A 20570-nucleotide genomic window follows, 5' to 3' on the forward strand; every position below is an offset into this window, starting at 1 on the left:
GCAGGATGGCGGAGCCGGAGTTCACGGCGACGGGCGTGCGGATCGACAAGCGGCTGCGTTCGCTCACCCGGGCCGGGCAGGTCCGGATAAGGGACGGCAGGCTGCAGCTGCTGACGAGCTACGGCAGCGAGATCGACAGCGCACCCGTGCAGGCGGTACGGGCCTCGAAGCCCTGGTTCGCGTCGGAGGACCGGGCCCTGGCCGACCTCAACGGCCAGCGCTACTCACTCACCCTGGGTGACCACGATCCGGCACCGGGCGAGCCCGGACCGCCGGCGGCGCGCCGCTTCATCGAGGCGGTGCAGCGGGCCGCCGGGCGAGGCCGCTGAGCCGCCCGGACCTGCGGGGCGTGACCGCCGGGCCACGGCGAGTTGCGGGACCGTACGCACTGGGTCACGCTTGTCTCACGTCACTCTGGGTTTACCGGCGATAACGCTGCGAACCAGCCCGCCGGCCACGACAGCAGGCGGCCCCGTGGACGGCGGCACCCTGCTGGATCCGTTCTCCGTGTTCTTCCGGACCTCACGTCGGGGAGTCGCAGCCGTGATCAAACACCCAAGCAGACACTGCTCGGTGGAGCTCCAAGCATTGCCCTCGCGGATCGGCCAGGTCCGCAGAATCGTATCTGCGCAATTGCGCTACTGGCATCTCGACCCGTTGATCGACCGGGCGGCGCTCGGCGTGACGGAGTTGCTCACCAACGTCCACCGCCACGCCCAGCCCGACAAGAACTGCACCGTGGAGATAGAGCTCCAGCTCGACCGTCTCACGGTGTCGGTACGCGACCACGATCCGCGCCTGCCGGTGGTCGAGGACGGCACGGAGATCGCGCCGATGGCCACCTGCGGCCGGGGGCTCGCGATGGTGGCCGCGGTCAGCGAGAGCTGGGGAGTGCGGCCGCACGACGACGGCAAGGTCGTGTGGTTCACCCTGCCCGCGCCGACGGCCACGCCGAAGACGGCCCGCCCGCAGCGCCGGGTCGCCGAACCGGCATCCCGCCTGATCGCCGAACCGGAACCCGCGTCCGCCGGTGCGCCCACGCCCGCACATGTGGCCTCCGGCGCCCCCGCCACCGCACATGCGGCCTCCGGCGCCCCGGCCACCGCGCACACGACCGCCGCCGTCCCCGGTGCCGCACACGCTCCCGCCCGCTCGGCTGTGGCCAGTTGAGGCGGGCGGTGAGTCTCCTCGCCGAGTCTGTCCGCCGGCACTAGTGCCTCATGCCGCACCACCCTTGCCGATGCGGCCGAAGTGCTCCTCCAGGACGGACAGCCGGCGCCAGTACTCGTCCTCGTCGATCTCGCCGGTGGCGAAGCGACGGCCGAGGACCGCGAGCGGCGAGTCGCCGGACGGACGCCTCACGTCCGCCGGACGCCAGGGTCCGCCGCGTCCGCGCCATGCGGTGCGGCGCAGGAACGTGCCGACGCCGAGTACGACGGCCGCCCAGATCAGCGGGAAGAACAGGATCCACGGGCCTGGCCCGCCGTCCCAGTTCGCCAGGGTCTGCATGTCGGTTCAACTCCCCAGGGTCTCGTTGTGATGCATCGAGACTGACCGCCGGGAGGGGTCCGGGTCGTCGTGCGGCCGACGGCAGTGGCCGTACCTCCCGGGGAGTACCCGGCGGCGGTCGACGTGCTCCCGAAAGGACTGGCGTTCTGTAACTACTAGTATGTACAGTCGATCCATGAGCACGTCGGAGCGATTGATCGAGTCCACCCGTGAGCTGCTGTGGGAGCGCGGTTACGTCGGCACCAGCCCCAAGGCCATCCTGGAGCGCGCGGGCGCCGGCCAGGGCAGCATGTACCACCACTTCACGGGCAAGCAGGAGCTGGCGCTGACCGCGATCCGGCGGACCGCCGAGGAACTGCGGGCCACCGCCGAGGCCGTGCTCACCGGGCCCGGCACACCGTACGAGCGGATCGAGGCGTATCTGCGGCGCGAGCGCGACGTCCTGCGCGGCTGCCCGGTCGGCCGGCTGACGATGGACCCGGACATCATCGCGAACGACGAACTGCGCGCGCCGGTCGACGAGACGCTCGACCGGATCCTGGAACTGATCGCCGGGATCGTCGAAGAGGGCAAGGAGCAGGGGGAGTTCGGGCCCCGGGTGGACGGCGAGGAGATCGCCGCGACCGTGCTCGCGACAGTCCAGGGCGGCTATGTGCTCGCCCGGGCGTCCGGTTCCCCGGCCGCGTTCGACGCCGGCGTGCGCGGACTGCTGTCCCTGCTGAGGAGTTGACGTACGTGCACATCACCAGGAAGCGCCCGGACACCCTGCGGGGCCCGGCGGAGAACTTCACCGGCACGGTGTGGCTGGACGAGATCGCCGCGCCCGCCGCACCGTCCCGGCTGCGCATGTTCAGCGTCCATTTCGCGCCCGGCGCCCACACCGCCTGGCACCGGCATCCGCACGGCCAGGTGCTGCACGTCCTGGAGGGCGAGGGGCTGGTGCGGCGCAGGGGCGGCGAGGCGGAGGTGATCCGAGCGGGTGACACGGTGTGGATCGAGCCGGGCGAATGGCACTGGCACGGTGCCGCGCCGCGCAGCTTCATGACGCATCTCGCGGTCGTGGAGGCCGCCGAGGACGGCACGACCACCGAGTGGCATGAGCACGTGACCGACTACCCGGCCTGAGAGGGGACCTGGCGCCATGCACGCCATGCAGTACGAGTTCACCCTGCCCGCGGACTACGACATGGATGTCATCCGCGCCCGCGTCGCCCGCGTCGGGCATCTGCTGGACGACTGGGAGGGCCTGGGCGTCAAGACCTACCTCATACGCGAACGGGGCCTGCACGGCTCGCCGGTGAACCAGTACGGGCCGTTCTACCTCTGGAACACCCTGGCAGGCATGAACGCATTCCTCTGGGGAGGCGCCTTCCAGGGGCCGGTCGACGACTTCGGGCGGCCGCGGATACGGCAGTGGACGGGCCTGGCCTTCGAGGAGGGCACCGCCGCCGGCTCCCCTGCCGCGTTCGCGGTGCGCCGGCGGCAACCGGTGCCGGACGGTGTCGAGCTGGTCGCCTTCATGGCGGACGCGGCGGCCGAGACCGGGCGGCTGGCCACCGCGGACGGTGCCGTGCTGGCCGCGTCCGCCGTGGACACGGACGCCTGGGAACTGGTCCACTTCTCGCTCTGGGAGCACGACGCACCCAAGGCCGAGGGGGATGTCTTCCAGGTGCTGCACCTGTCGGAGCCGGGGCGCGGGGCGCTCCCGCGCGGGCGGCAGTGGTGAGCGCAGGGGCGCCCGGCGTCCGTACGGTCCTCGGTGACATCCGGCCCGCGGACCTGGGTGTCTGTGACGCGCACGACCACCTCTTCCTCCGCAGTCCCCGGCTGCCGGGGCAGGAACTGAACGACGCGAGTGCCGCCCGGGCCGAACTGGCGGCGTTCCGGGCCGCGGGCGGGGCGGCCGTCGTGCAGTGGACGCCGTACGGGATGGGACGGCGGGCCGCCGATCTGCCGCTGCTGTCCCGGGCCTCCGGTGTGCACGTGATCTGCGCGACGGGACTGCACCAGGCGGCGCACTACGCCCCGGAGTCGCTCGACGGGCTGCGCGGGCGGCTCGCCGAGGTCTTCGTCTCCGAACTGACCGAGGGCATCGGCACGTCCGGGGTGCGCGCCGGTCTGGTCAAGGTGGCGGGCGGCTTCCACCACCTCGACGCGCACGCCCGCTGGACGATGGCGGCGGCGGCCGAGGCCCACCACGCGACGGGCGCGCCGATCGCCGTCCACCTGGAGCTGGGCACCGGCGCGCTCGACGTACTCGACCTGCTCTGCGGCGAGTTGGGCGTCCCCGGCGACCGGGTGATCCTCGGCCATCTCAACCGCTCCCCCGACCTCGTCGTCCATCGGCAGGCCGCCGCCTCCGGCTGCTGGCTGGCCTTCGACGGGCCGTCCCGGGCCAACCACGCCACCGACTGGCGGATGCCCGAGGCCGTACGGGCCCTGGCCGAGGCCGGGTTCGGGGACCGGCTGCTGCTCGGCGGGGACACCGTGGTGGCGGAGGCGCGGTCGGTGGACGGCGGCCCCGGGATGCCGTACCTGCTGCGGCGGGTGCGGCCGCGGCTGGCGGCCGAGCTGGGTGCGGAGCACGTCGACCGCATCCTCACCGGCAACCCGGCCCGGGCCTTCGCCGCCGACTGGCGCTGACCGCCTCAGACCACCGAGATGTCCACCGACGGGCGGAGCTTCGCCGCGGCGGCCAGCGCCTCGTGCGCCGGGTGGGTGTCGAAGGCGCCCAACAAATCTTGGTCCGCCGGGAGTTCGGCCGCCGGGTAGGCGATCTGCTCGAAGGAAGCCAGGAAGCGCGGGCCCCACCGGCGGGTGCCGAGACGCGCCGTACGGGAGCAGTTGTCGACCATGTACGCCACGTCCCGGGCGTGCATGTAGGGCAGCAGCGAGTCCACCGCCTCGATGACGGACTCGTTGACGATCTCCGACCAGGGGTGACCGCGCTCGGCGAACTCGTCGATCTGCGCCATCATCGTGGCGACGAACACACCGGCGGTGAACGGCTCGACGGACAGCTCCCGTTCGGCCCGCCGGGCCCGCACCCGCTCCCCCGCCGCCCACATCGGCGAGCCGCCGATCCTGCTCATCTCCCGCTTCCCGAGCCGCCGTTCGGCCAGGATCACACTGCGGAGCTCGGTGCCGTCGGCGACCTCGTCGTAGATCTCGGCGACGAGCTCGCGGGCGGGCCCGTACGTCGCCGTGTACGCCCGGTCGAAGACCTCGCGCCCGGCCGGGTCGAGGTCCTGCCGGACGGCCCGCAGCCCCGCCCGGGAGATGGTTCGGGCGATGGGCCCGGTCACGTTCTCGCAGGACCGCTCGTACGCCGTCACCTCGTCGTCCCCGCCGAGCCGGTAGTGGCCGTACAGGCTCTCCACGATGCCGTGCACGGCGCCGAGCAGGATGGCGCGTTCGCCGACGATGTCGGAGCGGTACTCGCTCGCCAGCGTGGTGCGGAAGGTGTACGGCGTGCCGAGCGCGACCGACCAGCCGAGGGCGAGGTCGGTGGCGCGGCCGTCCGGATCGACCGCCACGGCGAAACTGCTGTTGATCCCGGCGCCGTTGATCTCGGCGCCCTGTTCGTAGAGGCGGCGCACGGAGTCGCCCATGCCCTTGGGGCAGACGGCGATCACGCCGTGGCCGGCCGGGAAGTCGCCGCCGGCCTCGCGGAGATGGCCCAGCAGGAAGCCGTGCGAGAGGCCGATGACCGCACCGGGCTTGAGGGCCGCGAAGATCTCCCGGTAGTGGGCGGCGAGGGCGGCGTCGGCGATCAGCAGGAGGAGCAGGTCGCTGTCGGCGGCGACGGCGAGCCAGTCGCCGAGGGTGCCGTTCTCCTCGGTGAATCCGTGCGCGCGGGCGTCGGCGGCCGAGGCGGAGCCGGGGCGCAGGCCGACGGTGACCGTGATGCCGGTGCCGGCGAGGGAGTCGCGCAGGTTGCGGGCCTGGGCGCGGCCCTGCGGGCCCCAGCCGAGGACACCGATCCGGGCGACTCCGGCGAACGCCTGGGGCAGCAGGGGGAAGAGGTGCCGTCCGCCGCGCAGGATGGTCTCCGTGCCGCCGGGCACGTCCATGGTTTCGAGTGCGAAGACACGGGAGGTGTAGGTGGTCGTCGAGGTCATGGTCGAGTTGTAGGCTCCGGGCGGGTGTTGCGACAAGCGCAACTTCCGCAGCGGTCTGTTGCGGATCGTGAAAGGGCCTGGTCGCGGCGTGCGGGACGATCACCGGGGGTTGCGGCTCTTCCTCCATCTCGCCCAGTCCCTGAACTTCGGGCGGACCAGCCTGGACTGCCATGTCAGCCCGGCGACGCTGACCCGGACCGTACAGCGGCTGGAGGCGGAACTGGGGCATCGGCTGTTCGACCGGGGACCGCGCGGGGTGTCCCTGACGGCGGAGGGCCAGCGCTTCCGCGAATACGCCTTACAGGCGCTGGAGTTGTGGCAGGCGTATCGCGACGAACGCCCCGACCCGGCCGAACTCACCGGCCGGCTCTCGGTGTTCGCCACCGTGACCGCCTGCCAGGCCCTGCTGCCCGAGCTGTTGGCGCCGTTCCGTACGGCACACCCCCAGGTACGGCTGGATCTGCGCACCGGGGACGCGGCGGCCGCGCTGGCCCGGCTCGACGAGGGCGAGGCCGACGTGGCCGTGGCCGGGATCCCCGCACGGCTGCCGGAACCGCTGGTCGGCCGGACGGTCACGGTCACCGATCTGGTCCTGGTCACCGCGCACGACCGCCCGGATCCCGGCCTGGACGGCCCGTTCGTCCTCCCCCAGCGCGGTCTGGTGCGCGAGGCGGCCGACCGCTGGTTCCGGGCGCGCGGGCGGCCCGTGCACGTCGCCTGCGAACCGGACGGCCACGAGGCCCTGTTGGCCCTGGTCGCCCTGGGCTGCGGCACGGGCGTGGTCCCCCGGCTGGTCCTGGAACACAGCGCGGTGCGGGACCGGGTCGCGGTGCTCCCGGCCGACCCCGTGCCGGAGCCGTTCCCGATCGGTCTGTGCGTACGCCGGTCGGACCTCAGGCGGCCGCTGGTGGCGGCGCTGTGGAGCCTGACGGCGTGGTGGTAGGCGGGCGGCGCGGTGACAGGCGGGCGGCGGCGGGCCGTTGCGGTGGCCGGCCAGGTGGGTGGCCAGGTGGGTGGCCAGGTGGGTGGCCAGGTGGGTGGTCGGTGGCTACCGCAGTGCCCCCAGCGGGTCGTCCAGCACCGGCTGCCAGGCCAACTCGGCCGCTCCCACCAGGCTGTTGTGGCTCAGCGTGCACGGCAGGATCGGCACGCTGCCGCTCTGGCCCCACAGGCTGCGGTCGGCGACGACGGCACGCAGCCGCTCGGGGTCGGCGTCCAGGAGGGTGCGGTGCAGGCCGCCGAGGATGATGCGGTCGGGGTTGAGGATGTTGACGAGCCCCGCCAGGCCGAGGCCGAGCCGGTCGATCAGGGCCTCGGTGGCCCTGCGGACGGTCGGGTCGGCGTAGTGGTCTCGGACCAGGTCCTCGGCCTGCCGGAGCAGCGACACCTCGGGGCCGGGCTCGCGGCCCGCCTCGATCAGCAGGGCCAGCGGATCAGCCTCCACGTCCAGGCAGCCCCGGCTGCCGCAGTGGCAGGGGCGGCCCTCGGGGTTCACAGCGAGGTGGCCGACCTCCAGGGCGAGGCCCGAACTCCCGGTGTGCAGGCGGCCGTCCAGGACGAGAGCGCCGCCGACGCCGCGGTGCCCGGTGGCCACGCACAGCAGGTCCCGGGCGCCCCGGCCGGCGCCGTGCCGGTGCTCGGCCAGCGCGGCCAGGTTCACGTCGTTGCCCGCGAACGCCGGTCCGGTGATCCCGGCCGCGCGCACGCACTCCGCGAAGATCCGGCGCACGGGCGCCCCCACCGGCCAGGCCAGGTGGAGGGGGTTGAGGGCCAGGCCCTCCGGTTCCGCGACGGCGGACGGCACGGCGAGGCCGGCGCCGACGCAGTGGAGGCCGGTGGTGCGCAGAAGGTCGGCGCCCGCCTCGACCACCGAGCCGAGCACCTTCGCGGGGTCTGCGTCGACCGCCTCGCAGCCGGGCGCGGTCGCGACGATCCGGCCGCCGAGCCCGACCAGCGCCGCGCGGAACCCGTCGGCGTGGACCTGCGCGGCGAGCGCGACGGGGCCGTTCTCGGCGACCTCGAGCCGGTGCGAGGGGCGGCCCTGCGACCCGGCCGCGGCGCCCGGGTGGGCGTCGACCCTGATCAGGCCGAGCGCCTCCAGTTCGGCGGCGACGGCACCTGCCGTGGCCCGGGTGACGCCGAGCTCCGCGGTGAGCACCGCGCGGGTGGGGGCGCGGCCGGTGTGCACGAGTTCCAAGGCGGGGCCGAGTGCGCCACGTCCTCGGTCCAACCGTGTCTTCGAGGTCCCCGAGGTCCCTTCCCCCGCCGGGCGGGGGGACGCCTTGCCGCTCATGAGAGGGAGTCTGCCATGATCCGTAGCAAGGGCAGTAGCGAAGGTGCGGCGCCGTTGGGGCTGGTCGCGCCCACGCGGCAGAGCCGCACATCGATTCAGCCCCGTGCCCCTTTGGGGCGCGCTCCGGCTGGAGCTGGTCAAAAGCCACCCACCCTCAGAGTGACGTTCAGACGACCGGTCAGGCCCAGCTCCGGGGGTGCCGTTCCCGGGTACACCCTCGGCACCCCGTGATAGGCGAGCCGTGAATCTCCCCCGAACACGAAGAGATCACCCGACCGCAGCTCCACGTCCGTGTACGGCTTGCCTCTGCTCTCCGTGTTGCCGAAGCGGAACACGCACGCGTCCCCCAGGCTCAGCGACACCACCGGTGCGTCCGACTTCTCGTCGGCGTCGCGGTGCATGCCCATGCGGGCGTCCGCGTCGTAGAAGTTGATCAGTGCGATGTCGTACGACAATCCGCCGGCCGCCGGGCCCAGCGCGTCGGTCACCGCGCGGCGGCCCAGTTCGTCGAGCCAGGCAGGGAACGGCTTCACCGGGCTGCCGTCGCCGTCGACGGCTGTGCGGGCATAGGTGTACGGGTGCCAGTGCCAGCCCAGGCAGACCTGGCGGGCGGTCATCGTGCCGCCCCCGGGCGTGCGGACCGTGCGCAGGCCCGCCGGGGGCCGGGCCCAGTCGCGGCAGGCGGCGAGCAGCGCGCGCTGGCGGTCCGCGTCGAGCCAGTCGGGGACGTGCACGGCGCCCGGCGCGATGCGGGCGCGCGCCCTCGGGAACAGCTCCTCCTCCATGCCCCCATCCTGCCCGACCGGGTCTGAGCTGCGGTTCGGCTAGCCTGGACGCACGATGAGCGACCGTATGACGACTGCCTGGGGCGAGTTCGAGCTGTCCCGCTTCCCGGAGGATCCGCGCGACCGGCTGCGTGCCTGGGACGCCTCCGACGCGTACCTGTTGCGGCATCTCGACCGGGAGCGGATCGGGCTGTCCGGCACGGTCGTGGTGCTGGGCGACCGCTGGGGGGCGCTGGTCACGGCGCTGGCGGAGCACCGGCCGGTGCAGATCACCGATTCGTACCTGAGTCAGGAGGCGACCCGTGCGAACCTGGCGCGCGCGGGTGTCGAGCCGGGCGCGGTGCAGTTGCTGACCACGCAGGATCCGCCGCCGGAGCGGGTGGACGTGCTGCTGGTGCGGGTGCCGAAGAGCCTTGCGCTCCTCGAGGACCAGCTGCTGCGGCTGGCGCCCGCCGTGCACGCCGGTACGGTCGTGATCGGCACCGGCATGGTCAAGGAGATCCACACGTCGACGCTCCGGTTGTTCGAGCGGATCATCGGGCCGACCCGGACCTCGCTGGCCGAGCAGAAGGCCCGGCTGATCCACTGCACACCGGATCCGGCGCTGGAGCGCCCGGAGAATCCGTGGCCGTACAGCTACGCGCTCCCCGACGGCATCGGTGCGGTCTCCGGACGTACGGTCGTCAACCACGCAGGGGTCTTCTGCGCCGACCGGCTCGACATCGGTACCCGGTTCTTCCTGGCGCATCTGCCCGAGGGCGGGCGGCGGATCGTGGACCTGGGGTGCGGGAACGGGGTCGTGGGTACGGCGGTGGCGCTGGCCGATCCGACGGCCGAGGTGCTGTTCGTGGACGAGTCGTTCCAGGCGGTCGCCTCGGCGGAGGCCACCTACAAGGCCAACGGGGTTCCCGGGCATGCCGAGTTCCGGGTCGGTGACGGGCTGGCCGGGGTCGCGGCCGGGAGCGTGGACGTGGTGCTGAACAACCCGCCGTTCCACTCCCACCAGGCGACCACCGACGCGACGGCGTGGCGGATGTTCAGCGGGGCCAAGCGGGCGCTGCGGCCGGGCGGCGAGCTGTGGGTGATCGGCAACCGGCACCTGGGCTACCACGTGACGCTGCGCCGCCTGTTCGGCAACAGTCAACTGGTCGCGAGCGACCCGAAGTTCGTGGTGCTGAAAGCGGTCAGGCGCGGGTAGTCCCGACGGCGCCGGCCAGCACGCCGATGATCCTCGTCACCTCCCGGGCCATCGCCTCCCGGCCGGCGCCGAGGTAGGTGCGGGAGTCGACGGCCTCGGGGCGGTCCGCGAGGAAGCGGCGGACGGACGCGGTCATCGCCATGTTGAGCGCCGTGCCGACGTTGACCTTGGCGATGCCGTCGGCCACCGCGGCGACCAGGCCCTCGTCCGGGACCCCGGAGGAGCCGTGCAGGACGAGCGGGACCGGCACCGCGGCCGCGAGGCGTCGGAGCAGGTCGTGGTCGAGGGCGGCGGTGCGGGTGGTCATGGCGTGCGCGCTGCCGATCGCCACGGCCAGCGCGTCGACACCGGTGCCGGCGACGAAGTCCCGCGCCTCGGCGGGGTCGGTACGCGCCCCGGGTGCGTGCGGGTCCGGCGCCGGCCGGCCGTCCTTGCCTCCGACCTCACCCAACTCGGCCTCGATCCAGAGGCCTTGGGCGTGCGCCCAGTCGACGGCGGCCGCGGTGGCGGCGAGGTTCTCGGCGTACGGCAGCCGGGACGCGTCGTACATCACCGAGCTGAACCCGGCGGCGGGGGCCTCTCGGAGCAGGTCGTCGCTCCGGACGTGGTCGAGGTGCAACGCGACGGGTACGTGGGCGCGTTCGGCGGCCGCGGTGGCGGCGCGGGCCAGCGGGAGGAGCCGTCCGTGGCGGAACTTGACGGCGTTCTCGCTGACTTGGAGGACGACGGGCGAGCCGGCGGCCTCGGCGCCCGCGATGACGGCCTCCACGTGTTCCAGGCCGATGACGTTGAACGCGGCGACTGCGGACCGGACCTCGGCGGCCCTGGTCAGCAGTGCGCCGGTGGCTGCGAGGGGCATGCTCACTCCTCGCCGGACGGGGTGAGGATCACCGAGCGGGTGAGATGGCGCGGCCGGTCGGGGTCGAGTCCCCGGGCGGCGGCGACGGCGACCGCGAGGCGCTGGGCGCGGACGAGTTCGGCGAGCGGGTCGAGGGTGCCCTGTATCCACAACCCCCCGGTGGCGCCGACCTGTTCGGCGAGTCCGGCGGGGGCCCGGCCGAACATCCAGGTGGCGGTGGTGCGGGTGGTGATGCTGATCGGGCCGTGCCGGTACTCCATCGCCGGGTAGGCCTCGGTCCAGGACAGTGAGGCCTCGCGCATCTTGAGTCCGGCCTCGCTCGCGAGCCCGACGGTCCAGCCGCGCCCGAGGAAGGTGAACTGGGTGCAGTCGACCAGCCCGGGTGGCAGGGGAGCCGACAGCGCGGTGCGGGCGTCGGCGACCACGGCGTCGGTGTGCAGTCCGAGGTGGGCGCGGAGCAGGGTGAGCGCACTGGTCGCGAACCGGGTCTGGACGACGGAGCGTTCGTCGGCGAAGTCCAGGACGACGAGGTCGTCGGCGGCCTCCGCGACCGGGGTGCCGGGGTCGGCGGTGATCGCGGCGGTGCGCACGCGTCCCTTCAACTCGCCCAGGAGGTCCAGCACTTCGGTGGTGGTGCCGGACCGGGTGAGGGCCAGGACCCGGTCGTAGGACCGCCCGTGCGGGAACTCCGAGGCGGCGAAGGCGTCCGTCTCGCCTTGCCCCGCGGACTCGCGCAGTACGGCGGCGGCCTGGGCCATGAAGTACGAGGTGCCGCAGCCGACGATCGCCACCCGCTCGCCGGGGGCGGGGAGCGCGTGGGCGTGGCGGGTGGCCTCGGTGGCGGCTTGTGTCCAGCAGTCCGGCTGGCTGTTCAGCTCTTCGGTGGTATGTGACATACCACTACCCCTCCCCTGGGTGCCCTGTCGTGATTGCTCTTGCAAGATAGAGCCATCTTTCAATCACAATCAAGCATCCCGCCCAAAGTCAGGTGCGCTAAGGTCACCGGAAGATCGAGGAACGGAGGCGGCGGATGTCGCGCGACGCCCGCTGGAAGGCACTGCTCGAACTGCTGGTCGAGCGCGGTCGCCTCGAGGTCGAGGAGGCGGCGGCCGAGCTCGCGGTCTCGGCGGCCACCATCCGCCGGGACCTCGACCAGCTCGCCGAGCAGCAGATGCTGGTGCGCACCCGCGGCGGTGCGGTGGTCCACGGGGTGTCGTACGAGCTGCCGTTGCGCTACAAGACGGCCCGGCAGGCCTCGGAGAAGCAGCGGATCGCCAAGGCGGTCGCCGACCTGGTCGCGCCGGGCGAGGCGGTGGGGCTGACGGGCGGCACCACCACCACGGAGGTGGCCCGCGCCCTGGCGGTGCGGGGCGACCTGGCCACCGGTGCGCCGGCGCTGACGGTCGTCACGAACGCGCTCAACATCGCCAACGAGCTGGTGGTGCGGCCCCAGTTCAAGATCGTGGTGACGGGCGGGGTGGCGCGCCCGCAGTCGTACGAGCTCATCGGGCCGCTCGCGGACGGGGTGCTGAGTCAGATCACCCTGGACATGGCGGTGCTCGGGGTGGTCGGTTTCGACGTCACGCACGGGGCGGCCGCTCACGACGAGGCGGAGGCCGCGGTCAACCGGCTGCTGTGCGAGCGTGCGGCCCGGGTGGTCGTCGCCGCCGACTCCAGCAAGCTGGGCGGGCGGGCGTTCGCCCGGATCTGCGCGGCGGAACTGGTGGACACGCTGGTGACGGACACGGCGGCGGCGCCGGAGGCGGTACGCCGGTTCGAGGAGGCGGGGATCCGGGTGCTGACCGTGTGACGCGGCAGGCCCCTGCGGCCCCGTTCCCGGTCACATCCCGCTGGTGTCCGCGCTGACGAATCCCGCGCCCCGCTGGTCGTTGCAGCCGAACACGGGCCGGTCGGCCGGGTCGGGCCAGCTCTGCTGGGCCTGGAGGGCGACGCTCACCAGGGTGAGCAGCAGGTCGACGTCGCTCGCGGCGTCGAGGCGTATGGTCACCCACTGCGAGCCCGGGACGATCCGGATCGCCCCCGTGCCCCTGAGGTCCTTGGCGAAGTGCCGGATGGCATGGGCGGTGAGACGCAGGTCCACATCGCGGTCGGAGTGGAAGTGCGCGATCTCGCCCTCCGACGAACTCACGGCCTGGCCCAGACCGCAGCTCGGTACGGCCTGGGTCAGGTCGGGCCAGGTCGCCAGTTGCGCCAGAGCGCGCGAGGCCAACGTCATGGGGCCATCATGGCCCGCTCACTCTCCGGTAACCAACCAGCGAGCAGTTATTAACCGAGCTGTTGCCGGACTCTGTCCGAACACAGACGCCCGGGGCGAGTGAATATCCGCAGGATTTCAGTGGTTCGAGGGACGGAAGGTACCTCTCGGGCGTCCGGGGCGAACGTGGCCGACGTCACGTTCTACGCAGGGCCTGCATCTGTCCTACGCGCGCCTGGGGGCCGTCGCCGCGAACGCGTCGGCGGCCGCGAGGTCGAAGTCCCCGTGGTCGCTGCCGAGGCCCTGGGCGACCAGTGCCGCCACGGCGTTGCCGAGGACGGCGGAGTCGTGCGGGGTGCGGCCCAGCCCGATGCCGTAGACGAATCCGGCCGAGAAGGCGTCGCCGCAGCCGGTGGTGTCCACGACGTCGATCTCGAAGGCGGGCACCGGCTCGGCGCCCTCCGCGGTGACCAGCAGCGCGCCGTCGCCGCCCCGGGTGACCGCGACCAGCCCGGCGCCGGCGCCGACCAGCTTCTTCGCGCCGGCCACCAGGTCGTCCTCGCCGGAGAAGCCCAGTACCTGGTCGTCGTTGGGGAGGAGGTGGTCGACGTACGGCAGCGCCGCCGCGATCTGCTCGAAGCTGCCGAGGACTCCGGGCGCGAGCAGGTCCACGGAGGTCGTGACGCCGTGCTCCTTGGCGAAGTGCAGGATGCGCGCGGCGACGTCGACGCCGATCAACTCCGGGCCGCCGAGGTGGAGATGGGTGGCTTCGGCGAGGGCGTCCCAGGGCACGTCGTCGACGCCGTAGGTGATGTTGGCGCCGAGCAGGTGCAGGGAGGGCCGGTCGCCGTTGGGGCGGATGGGCAGCACGCTCGCCGAGGTGGCGGTGTCCGTGCGCCGGACGAGGAAGCCGGTGTCGATCCCGGCCCTGCCGAGCAGCTGCACCAGCATGTCGCCGGTCGCGTCGGCGCCGATGGCCCCGGCGCTGCGGACGGTGGCGCCGAGCTTGGCGAGGCTGAGCGCGGTCCCGCCGGCGGTACCGGCCGCGGTCATCCTGATGTCCTCGACCAGGGTGGCGCCCTGCCCCTCGGGTATCGCGTCCACCGGCCGGACCAGCACGTCCAGCACATGGACGCCCATCGTGACGACTCTCATGGCTTGCCCTCCTGCAGGGTGTGGGTGGTGCCGTAGTTCCGGGCGATCGCGGCTTCGATGACCGCGAGTTGCTGCCGCTCGTCCAGGACGCGGGGCGTCCCGAGGGCGGCCGCGTGCTGGTAGACACCGCAGGCCCATTCGAGCAACAGGGCGTTCTCGACGGCCTTGTCGAGGGTCGGGCCGACGGTGACCGAGCCGTGGTTGGCCAGCAGGGCGGCGCTGCGGCCGTCGAGCGCGGCGAGCACCGACTCGGCGAGTTCCGGGGTGCCGAAGGTGGCGTACGGCGCCACCCGCACGGTGCCGCCGAGGGCCAGCAACTGGTAGTGGATGCACGGCAGTTCATCGAGGACGCAGGAGAGTGCGGTGGCCATCGGGGCGTGCGTGTGGACGACCGCGCCGGCGCCGTAGCGGCGGTAGACCCCGAGGTGGAGGTCGAGTTCGGAGGTCGGCTGGAGGGTGCCGGCGACGACCTTGCCGTCCAGGTCGACCACCGTCACCTGGCCCGCGGTGAGCTGGGCGAGCACCGCACCGGTGGCGGTGACCGCGACCCGGTCCCCCACCCGCACGCTGACGTTGCCCGCCGTACCGATGAGCAGGCCCGCGGCTCCCAGGCGACGGCAGACGTCCGCCACCGCGGCCCGTTCCTGAACCAGCGCGGAGCTTGAGTCCGTCATGGCCGCGACGCTAACGTAAACCTGAAACAAAGTCACGTTCAGATTCAGGAGCCGCGGGTGACCGAGCCGACCGCCGAGGAGACCGGGGCCGTACTGCGCCGGACTCCCCAACAGGCCCGCAGCAAGGCCCGATTGGCGCGGGTGCTGAAGGCGGCTGAGCGCGTGCTGATCGCGGAGGGCGTGCCGGCCCTGACCACGACCCGGGTCGCGGCGGAGGCCGGGGTGTCGGTCGGCTCGCTGTACCAGTACCTGCCCGACCGGGACGCGATCATCGACGCGCTGGCGGCCACGTACTTCTCCCAGCTCGAAGCGGTGATGGAGGAGTTCGTGCGCAGCGCGGCGGCCGAGCGCTGGTCCGACCCGGTCGGCGTGCTGATCGACACCTATGCCGGGCTCTACCGCACCGAACAGGGCTTCCGCGCCCTGTGGTTCGGCAGCGGCCTGACCGACCGGACCCGGGCGGCCGACCGGGAGCACAAGCGCCGGATGGCCGACGGGGTGCGCCGGGTGCTGCTCGCGCTCGGCATCGCCGGCGACGCGGAGGGGCTCGGCCGGGCCTGCCATGCCGCCGTCCTCGCCGCCGACGCGCTCGCCCAGGAGGCATTCCGCCGCGACGCCGAGGGCGACGCGGGCCTCCTCGACGAGGCGAAGGTCATGCTGCGCGGCTACCTCACGGCCCTCGCCGCGAGGCCGGCGCAGCAGAACAGCGGTGCGGTGGGCACCGCTCCGGTCAGCGGGCCCGTTCCCAGACCGGCTGGACGCCCGGAGGCAGCGCGGTGAAGTCGGGCAGCTCCCGCAGGGCCGGCTCGGCGCCGCCCGGTGTGCAGACCGCGATGACGCGCAGCTGCCGCCAGCCGGTGTTGAAGGTGGAGTGCGGCGTTCCCCTGGGCACGTGGACGAAGTCCCCCGCCGCCACCGGGAACTCCCCCGAGTCACCGACGGTCTGAACGCCCTCGCCGTCGATGAAGTAGCGCATCTCGTCGGAGCCCGGGTGCGTGTGCAGCTCGTGCCCCTTGGCGGGATTGATGATCACCTCGCCGGCGGTGAGGGGCGCCTCGGGGCACCCTCAGTCCCGTTTCGCCGCCGCGGCCCGGCTCCTCGCCACCCTCCAGGACACCCGTTCCCCGTGACGGACCGCGTCCGGAAGACCTCGACCGCCAGTTACTGCCAACCGCACCGTCGTACCAGCGCGGTGCCCCTGCTCCCCGCCTTCCGGCAGGTTGCCCCGGGGGCAAGTGGGCCGCGCAGCGCTGTCTCCTTCGTCAAATCCGTGAGGGGATCCGGGTGTTGGTTGCTCGCGGTGACCGACCGGCGGGTCCATCCGCCCCGGTGGATTTTTTTGACGCACGGCCCTTGCCGTTGTTCGTGGGCGATCCCTACAGTCTCGTCGCAGCCAGTCGATACGCATCGACAGTGGTCGGCCGCGAGTCGGACCGATCGAGGCCGAAGGAGGGGTTCGCATGGTGACGAGCCGGGATGTGGCCCGGTTGGCCGGCGTGTCCCAGAGCACCGTCTCCTATGTCATGAGCGGACGCCGTTCGATCTCGCCCGAGACCCGGCGTCGGGTCGAGGAGGCGATCGAGGAGCTGGGGTTCCAGCCCAACGCGGGTGCGCGCGCACTGGCCAGCCAGCGCAGCCAGGTGATCGGCCTGGTCGTGCCCTTCGCACCGGGGGCCGACATGACGGGGGTGCTGCCCTTCATCGAGACGATCACCAAGTGCGCCCGCGAAGAGGACCACAACGTCATCCTGGCCACCGAGGACGAGGGTGCCGAGGGCCTGACCCGGCTGAGTGACCAGTCGCTGTGCGACGCGATCGTGCTGATGGAGGTGGGGGCGAAGGACCCGCGCATTCCGGTGGCGGCCGGCCTGAGCGTGCCCGTCATCCTGATCGGGGTGCCGGACGACCCTGCGGGCCTGTACTGCGTCGACCTGGACTACACCCTGGCCGGGCGCATGGCCGTGGACGAGCTGGCCGCGTCCGGGCACGACCGCGTCGTCCTCCTCGGCTACCCGCGTGACGTGATGGCGCGCGACGTCAACTTCGTCCGGCGCTTCCTGCGCGGAGCCGAGGACTCGGCCGCCGCCCACGGCATCGCCTACGCCGAGGTGAGCCCGCCGGACATCAGCCGCGCCGGCGCCGAGGCCGCCCTGGACGTGGCGCTCGCGGAGCCGGGGCCCGGCGCCGGCGGCAGGCTCGGTCTTGTCGTCCCCGACCCCCAGCTGATCCAGCCGACGTTGCAGAGCCTGCTCGACCGCGGTCTGGTTCCGGGCCGCGACCTGTCCGTCATCGGACTGTGCACGGACCGCACGGCCGAGACCTCCACACCCCCCGTCACCAACCTCTCGCTGGAACCCAGGGACGTCTCACGCCGTGCGATGCGGATCCTGTTCCGGCTCCTGAACCGCGAGAGCGTGCCCGCCCAGTCGCCCGTCGAGCTGGTGACCCCACGGCTGACCCGGCGCCGGACCACCCTGCCCGCCCCCTGACCCCCGCGGCCCGAGTCCCGGGGGACGACATGTCATCGCTGTCGATGCGTATCGAATCCGGTACGCGTCGGGCGTCGAGCTGCACCCTCTGTCGATACGTATCGACACCCCCGCGCGGTCCTCCCGAGACAGCGCCGGTCGAGGAGAGAACGAGGAGAGGACGAACATGGCTCAACGACGAGCATTCCTCAGGAGAACGACGCTCGCGACGGCCCTGGCGCTGCTGGCACCGCTCTCCCTGGGCGCCTGCGGGTCGAGCGCCGGATCGTCCGGCGGCGCCGACACGCTGCGGGTGATGGACTACTACACCGACCAGCCCGACAAGGGGATCTACGCGAAGGTCCTGGACGCGTGCGGACGGCAGAACGGGGTGAAGATCGAGCGGGAGGCCGTGGCCGGCCCCGCCCTGATACCCAAGGTGCTGCAACAGGCCTCCTCGCGGACCCTGCCCGACGTCCTGATGCTCGACAACCCAGACCTGCAGCAGATCGCCGCCAGCGGCGCCCTCGCCCCGATCGGCGACTTCGGCCTGTCGGCGGACGGATACGCCAAGGGCGTGGTGGACGCCTCGACCTACCAGGGCAAGCTCTACGGCCTGCAGCCGGTCACCAACACGATCGGTCTCTTCTACGACAAGGACATGCTCGACAAGGCGGGGATCGAGCCGCCCACCACCTGGGCGGAGCTCAAGTCGGCCGCGAAGAAGCTCACTTCGGGCAGGAGATACGGCATCGCCTTCGCCGCACCGGCCACCTACGAGGGCACCTGGCAGTTCCTGCCCTTCATGTGGTCCAACGGCGGCGACGAGAAGGACATCGCGACACCCGAGGTCGCGCAGGCCCTTCAGCTGTGGGTGGACCTGGTCGGGAGCGGATCCGCGTCGAAGTCGGTGGTCAACTGGAGCCAGGCCGACGTCGACGACCAGTTCGCGGCGGGCAACGCGGCCATGATGGTCAACGGCCCCTGGCAGTTCCCGGTCCTGGACAAGGACAAGAGCCTGCACTACGGCGTCGTGCAGATCCCGGTGCCCGAGGCCGGCGACACCCCGGTCGTCCCGCTGGGCGGCGAGACCTGGACCATCCCGCAGACCGGCAACGCACAGCGCCAGGCCGAGGCGGCCAAGGTCGTCGCCTGCCTCAACTCCGACAAGAACCAACTGGCGCTGGCCGAGCAGCGCCAGACCGTGCCGACCAAGACCGCGCTGATGGACAAGTTCGCCGCAGAACAGCCGAGGATGCGGGCGTTCACCGAGCAGGTGCGCAACGCCCGTGCTCGCACAGGTGAGTTGGGCAAGGACTGGCCGAAGGCCGCCACCAGGATCTACACCGCGATACAGACCGCGCTCACCCAGGGGGCGACCCCGGCGAAAGCACTGAAGCAGGCCCAGGATGGCTGACGTGATGCGGCGGGCGGCGGGGGCCGTGGACGGTCCCGGCGCCAGTGCCCCCTCGGACAGGAGGATCGGCGGACTCGGCAGACGCGGCCGACGGCACCAGTCCCACCTGCCGTTCCTGCTTCCCGCCCTGGCCTACATGGTCGCCTTCTTCGGCTACCCGGTGGTGAAGAACGTCGTCATGGGGTTCCAGCACTACACCACGACCACCTTCTACACCGGACGGGCGCCCTGGGCCGGGCTCGCCAACTACCGGGCCGTCGTGTCCTCCTCCGTTTTCGACAAGGCGCTCCTCAACACGGCGCTGTTCACCGTGGGTTCGATCGCCGGGCAGTTCCTCACCGGCCTGGCGATCGCCGTGTTCTTCCGCCGCAGGTTCCCCCTGAACGGCGTGCTGCGGTCCCTGCTCCTGCTGCCGTGGCTGGTGCCGCTGATCGTCTCCAGCACGGTGTGGCGCTGGATCCTCGACCAGGACAACGGGGTACTCAACCGGTTCCTCGGTGACCTGCACCTCGTACAGGACCGTCCCGGGTGGCTGACCAGCACCTCGCTGGCGCTGATCGCGGTGATCGGCGTCAACATCTGGATCGGGATCCCCTTCAACGTCGCGATCCTCTACGGCGGACTCCAGGACATCCCCGAGGAGTTATACGAGGCGGCGGCCCTCGACGGCGCGACGGGGTGGCGGGCGTTCCGGTACGTGACCTGGCCGCTGCTGCGCCCCGTGGTCGCCGTGGTGCTCGTGCTCGGCGTCGTCTACACGGTCAAGGTGCTCGACGTCATCCTGGGGCTCACGGGCGGCGGACCGGCGAACGCGACGCAGACCATCGCCAGCCAGTCCTACCAACTGTCCTTCCAGCAGTTCGACTTCGGGCAGGGTGCCGCGCTCGGCAACATTCTCATCGCCGTCTCGCTGGTCTTCGCCGTCCTCTACCTGCGCGCGAACCGCCGCGCCGTCGAGCTGTGAGGCCGTCATGACACCGATCACGCACACCACCGGCCGACCGGTCACGCACCCACCCGTCCACGGGCGGCGCTCCCGGCGGCCGTGGGGGTACACCGCGGTCGGGGCGCTGATCCTGGCCGTGATGCTGTTCCCGGTCTACTGGATGGTCAACGTCTCCCTGCAGCCGGGCAACGCCGCCGTGGGCACCTCCTGGTTCCCCACCCGCCTGGACCTCGACGGCTACGCCACCGCGCTGAGCCAGCAAGGGCCCAACCTCGTGACCAGCCTGATCGTCGCCGTGGGGAGCGTGGCGTTCAGCCTGGCCGTCGCGAGCCCGGCCGCGTACGCGCTCGCCCACGTCCACGCGCGCTGGGTCGGCCCGGCGCTGCTCGGGATCCTGATCAGCCAGATGGTCCCCGGCATCGTCGTGGCCAACGCCCTCTACAGCGCCTACAACGACCTCGGCCTGCTCAACTCGATCCCCGGCCTGATCCTGGCCGACTCCACGGCGGGCGTCCCCTTCGCGATCCTGATCCTGCGGGCCTTCATGGGCAACATCCCGCCCTCGGTGATCGAGGCGGCCCGGGTGGACGGGGCGGGCCGGCTGCGGGCGTTCGTCTCGATCGTCCTGCCGATGAGCAGGAACGCCCTCATCACGGCAGGGCTGTTCACCTTCCTGTTCACCTGGAGCGACTTCCTCTTCGCGCTGACCCTGACCACGACCGAGGACGTCCGCCCCGTCACGCTCGGCCTCTACCAGTACCTCGGCGCCCATGTGAGCGACTGGAACGCGGTGATGGCCACCGCGACCCTCGCCTCGGTCCCGGCTCTCGTCCTGCTCCTCGTGGCACAGCGCCACATCGCCACCGGCGTGACCGGTGGAGCCGTCAAATGACCTGCTCTTCGGGCGACTTCGGAGAAAGGCAGCACACC

General features: G+C 72.3%; 24 protein-coding genes. 14 read left to right on the forward strand and 10 right to left on the reverse strand.

Annotation, left to right across the window (positions count from 1 at the left end; genetic code table 11):
* Positions 1-5: 5 nt before the first annotated feature.
* Positions 6-329 carry a hypothetical protein gene (locus ACFWPQ_RS01085; RefSeq protein WP_361281997.1) on the forward strand — a complete coding sequence of 108 codons (324 nt, stop codon included), beginning with the start codon at positions 6-8 and terminating at the stop codon, positions 327-329.
* 214 nt (positions 330-543) lie between these two features.
* Positions 544-1170 carry an ATP-binding protein gene (locus ACFWPQ_RS01090; protein ID WP_384028606.1) on the forward strand — a complete coding sequence of 209 codons (627 nt, stop codon included), beginning with the start codon at positions 544-546 and terminating at the stop codon, positions 1168-1170.
* A 48-nt stretch (positions 1171-1218) separates the two neighbouring features.
* Here the strand turns inward: ACFWPQ_RS01090 and ACFWPQ_RS01095 are convergent, their stop codons facing one another.
* Positions 1219-1509, reverse strand: a complete 291-nt coding sequence (locus ACFWPQ_RS01095; protein WP_384028609.1) for an SHOCT domain-containing protein — start codon at positions 1507-1509, stop codon at positions 1219-1221.
* Between the two features lie 160 nt (positions 1510-1669).
* Between ACFWPQ_RS01095 and ACFWPQ_RS01100 the strand changes: the two genes are divergently transcribed.
* Genes ACFWPQ_RS01100 through ACFWPQ_RS01115 form a run of 4 tightly spaced genes read left to right on the forward strand, consistent with a single transcriptional unit; the run spans position 1670 to position 4152 of the window.
* Positions 1670-2239, forward strand: coding sequence for a TetR/AcrR family transcriptional regulator (locus ACFWPQ_RS01100; protein WP_384028611.1), 570 nt, complete (start codon positions 1670-1672; stop codon positions 2237-2239).
* Between the two features lie 5 nt (positions 2240-2244).
* The gene (locus ACFWPQ_RS01105) at positions 2245-2634 is read left to right on the forward strand and encodes a cupin domain-containing protein (RefSeq protein WP_384028613.1); all 390 of its coding nucleotides are present in this window, start codon (positions 2245-2247) and stop codon (positions 2632-2634) included.
* A gap of 16 nt (positions 2635-2650) precedes the next feature.
* The gene (locus ACFWPQ_RS01110; protein ID WP_384028614.1) at positions 2651-3235 is read left to right on the forward strand and encodes a DUF4865 family protein; all 585 of its coding nucleotides are present in this window, start codon (positions 2651-2653) and stop codon (positions 3233-3235) included.
* Positions 3229-4152 (forward strand): phosphotriesterase, encoded by a 924-nt coding sequence (locus tag ACFWPQ_RS01115; RefSeq protein ID WP_384028616.1) that lies wholly within the window; start codon positions 3229-3231, stop codon positions 4150-4152. The genes ACFWPQ_RS01110 and ACFWPQ_RS01115 overlap by 7 nt, the downstream gene beginning before the upstream one ends.
* Before the next feature lie 5 nt (positions 4153-4157).
* Here ACFWPQ_RS01115 and ACFWPQ_RS01120 read toward each other — a convergent pair whose 3' ends face one another.
* The gene (locus ACFWPQ_RS01120) at positions 4158-5630 is read right to left on the reverse strand and encodes a ketol-acid reductoisomerase (protein ID WP_384028618.1); all 1473 of its coding nucleotides are present in this window, start codon (positions 5628-5630) and stop codon (positions 4158-4160) included.
* A gap of 88 nt (positions 5631-5718) precedes the next feature.
* Here ACFWPQ_RS01120 and ilvY point away from each other — a divergent pair, with 88 nt between their 5' ends.
* Positions 5719-6573, forward strand: a complete 855-nt coding sequence (ilvY, locus tag ACFWPQ_RS01125; protein WP_384028620.1) for an HTH-type transcriptional activator IlvY — start codon at positions 5719-5721, stop codon at positions 6571-6573.
* 105 nt (positions 6574-6678) lie between these two features.
* Here the strand turns inward: ilvY and ACFWPQ_RS01130 are convergent, their stop codons facing one another.
* Complete coding sequence (locus tag ACFWPQ_RS01130) at positions 6679-7923, reverse strand: ROK family protein (RefSeq protein ID WP_384028622.1); 1245 nt, start codon at positions 7921-7923, stop codon at positions 6679-6681.
* 137 nt (positions 7924-8060) lie between these two features.
* Positions 8061-8708: an alpha-ketoglutarate-dependent dioxygenase AlkB family protein gene (locus ACFWPQ_RS01135; protein WP_384028624.1), complete on the reverse strand. Its 648-nt coding sequence runs from the start codon at positions 8706-8708 to the stop codon at positions 8061-8063.
* Positions 8709-8775: 67 nt separating this feature from the next.
* Between ACFWPQ_RS01135 and ACFWPQ_RS01140 the strand changes: the two genes are divergently transcribed.
* Entirely contained in the window at positions 8776-9906 is a 1131-nt protein-coding gene (locus tag ACFWPQ_RS01140) for a methyltransferase (protein ID WP_384028626.1), read from the forward strand.
* Here the strand turns inward: ACFWPQ_RS01140 and ACFWPQ_RS01145 are convergent.
* Positions 9893-10765: a ketose-bisphosphate aldolase gene (locus tag ACFWPQ_RS01145; RefSeq protein WP_384028628.1), complete on the reverse strand. Its 873-nt coding sequence runs from the start codon at positions 10763-10765 to the stop codon at positions 9893-9895. The genes ACFWPQ_RS01140 and ACFWPQ_RS01145 overlap by 14 nt on opposite strands.
* Positions 10766-10767: 2 nt before the next feature.
* Positions 10768-11661 (reverse strand): SIS domain-containing protein, encoded by an 894-nt coding sequence (locus ACFWPQ_RS01150; protein ID WP_384028630.1) that lies wholly within the window; start codon positions 11659-11661, stop codon positions 10768-10770.
* A gap of 134 nt (positions 11662-11795) precedes the next feature.
* Between ACFWPQ_RS01150 and ACFWPQ_RS01155 the strand changes: the two genes are divergently transcribed.
* The gene (locus tag ACFWPQ_RS01155) at positions 11796-12575 is read left to right on the forward strand and encodes a DeoR/GlpR family DNA-binding transcription regulator (protein ID WP_384028632.1); all 780 of its coding nucleotides are present in this window, start codon (positions 11796-11798) and stop codon (positions 12573-12575) included.
* Positions 12576-12605: 30 nt separating this feature from the next.
* On the opposite strand, the gene ACFWPQ_RS01160 is transcribed toward ACFWPQ_RS01155, so the two are convergent.
* From ACFWPQ_RS01160 to ACFWPQ_RS01170, 3 genes are all read right to left on the reverse strand, one after another.
* Positions 12606-13001, reverse strand: coding sequence for a luciferase family protein (locus tag ACFWPQ_RS01160; protein ID WP_384028634.1), 396 nt, complete (start codon positions 12999-13001; stop codon positions 12606-12608).
* A gap of 204 nt (positions 13002-13205) precedes the next feature.
* On the reverse strand, positions 13206-14135 hold the full coding sequence (locus tag ACFWPQ_RS01165; RefSeq protein ID WP_384028636.1) for a carbohydrate kinase family protein: 930 nt from the start codon (positions 14133-14135) through the stop codon (positions 13206-13208).
* Positions 14132-14809 (reverse strand): class II aldolase/adducin family protein, encoded by a 678-nt coding sequence (locus tag ACFWPQ_RS01170; RefSeq protein WP_384028638.1) that lies wholly within the window; start codon positions 14807-14809, stop codon positions 14132-14134. The genes ACFWPQ_RS01165 and ACFWPQ_RS01170 overlap by 4 nt, the downstream gene beginning before the upstream one ends.
* Positions 14810-14866: 57 nt before the next feature.
* On the opposite strand from ACFWPQ_RS01170, the gene ACFWPQ_RS01175 reads away from it, so the two are divergent.
* Positions 14867-15589, forward strand: coding sequence for a TetR family transcriptional regulator (locus ACFWPQ_RS01175; protein ID WP_384028640.1), 723 nt, complete (start codon positions 14867-14869; stop codon positions 15587-15589).
* Here the strand turns inward: ACFWPQ_RS01175 and ACFWPQ_RS01180 are convergent.
* Entirely contained in the window at positions 15540-15842 is a 303-nt protein-coding gene (locus ACFWPQ_RS01180) for a cupin domain-containing protein (RefSeq protein ID WP_384028642.1), read from the reverse strand. The genes ACFWPQ_RS01175 and ACFWPQ_RS01180 overlap by 50 nt on opposite strands.
* Positions 15843-16269: 427 nt before the next feature.
* Here ACFWPQ_RS01180 and ACFWPQ_RS01185 point away from each other — a divergent pair, with 427 nt between their 5' ends.
* The 4 genes from ACFWPQ_RS01185 to ACFWPQ_RS01200 all read left to right on the forward strand — a co-directional run bounded on the left by ACFWPQ_RS01185 (position 16270) and on the right by ACFWPQ_RS01200 (position 20532).
* On the forward strand, positions 16270-17298 hold the full coding sequence (locus tag ACFWPQ_RS01185; protein WP_384028644.1) for a LacI family DNA-binding transcriptional regulator: 1029 nt from the start codon (positions 16270-16272) through the stop codon (positions 17296-17298).
* A gap of 166 nt (positions 17299-17464) precedes the next feature.
* Positions 17465-18694: an extracellular solute-binding protein gene (locus ACFWPQ_RS01190; RefSeq protein ID WP_384028646.1), complete on the forward strand. Its 1230-nt coding sequence runs from the start codon at positions 17465-17467 to the stop codon at positions 18692-18694.
* Complete coding sequence (locus tag ACFWPQ_RS01195; protein ID WP_384028648.1) at positions 18687-19658, forward strand: carbohydrate ABC transporter permease; 972 nt, start codon at positions 18687-18689, stop codon at positions 19656-19658. The genes ACFWPQ_RS01190 and ACFWPQ_RS01195 overlap by 8 nt, the downstream gene beginning before the upstream one ends.
* Before the next feature lie 7 nt (positions 19659-19665).
* Complete coding sequence (locus tag ACFWPQ_RS01200) at positions 19666-20532, forward strand: carbohydrate ABC transporter permease (protein ID WP_384028650.1); 867 nt, start codon at positions 19666-19668, stop codon at positions 20530-20532.
* Positions 20533-20570: the final 38 nt, after the last annotated feature.

The organism is Streptomyces sp. NPDC058464, from assembly GCF_042721035.1.
Taxonomy (GTDB): Bacteria; Actinomycetota; Actinomycetes; order Streptomycetales; family Streptomycetaceae; genus Streptomyces.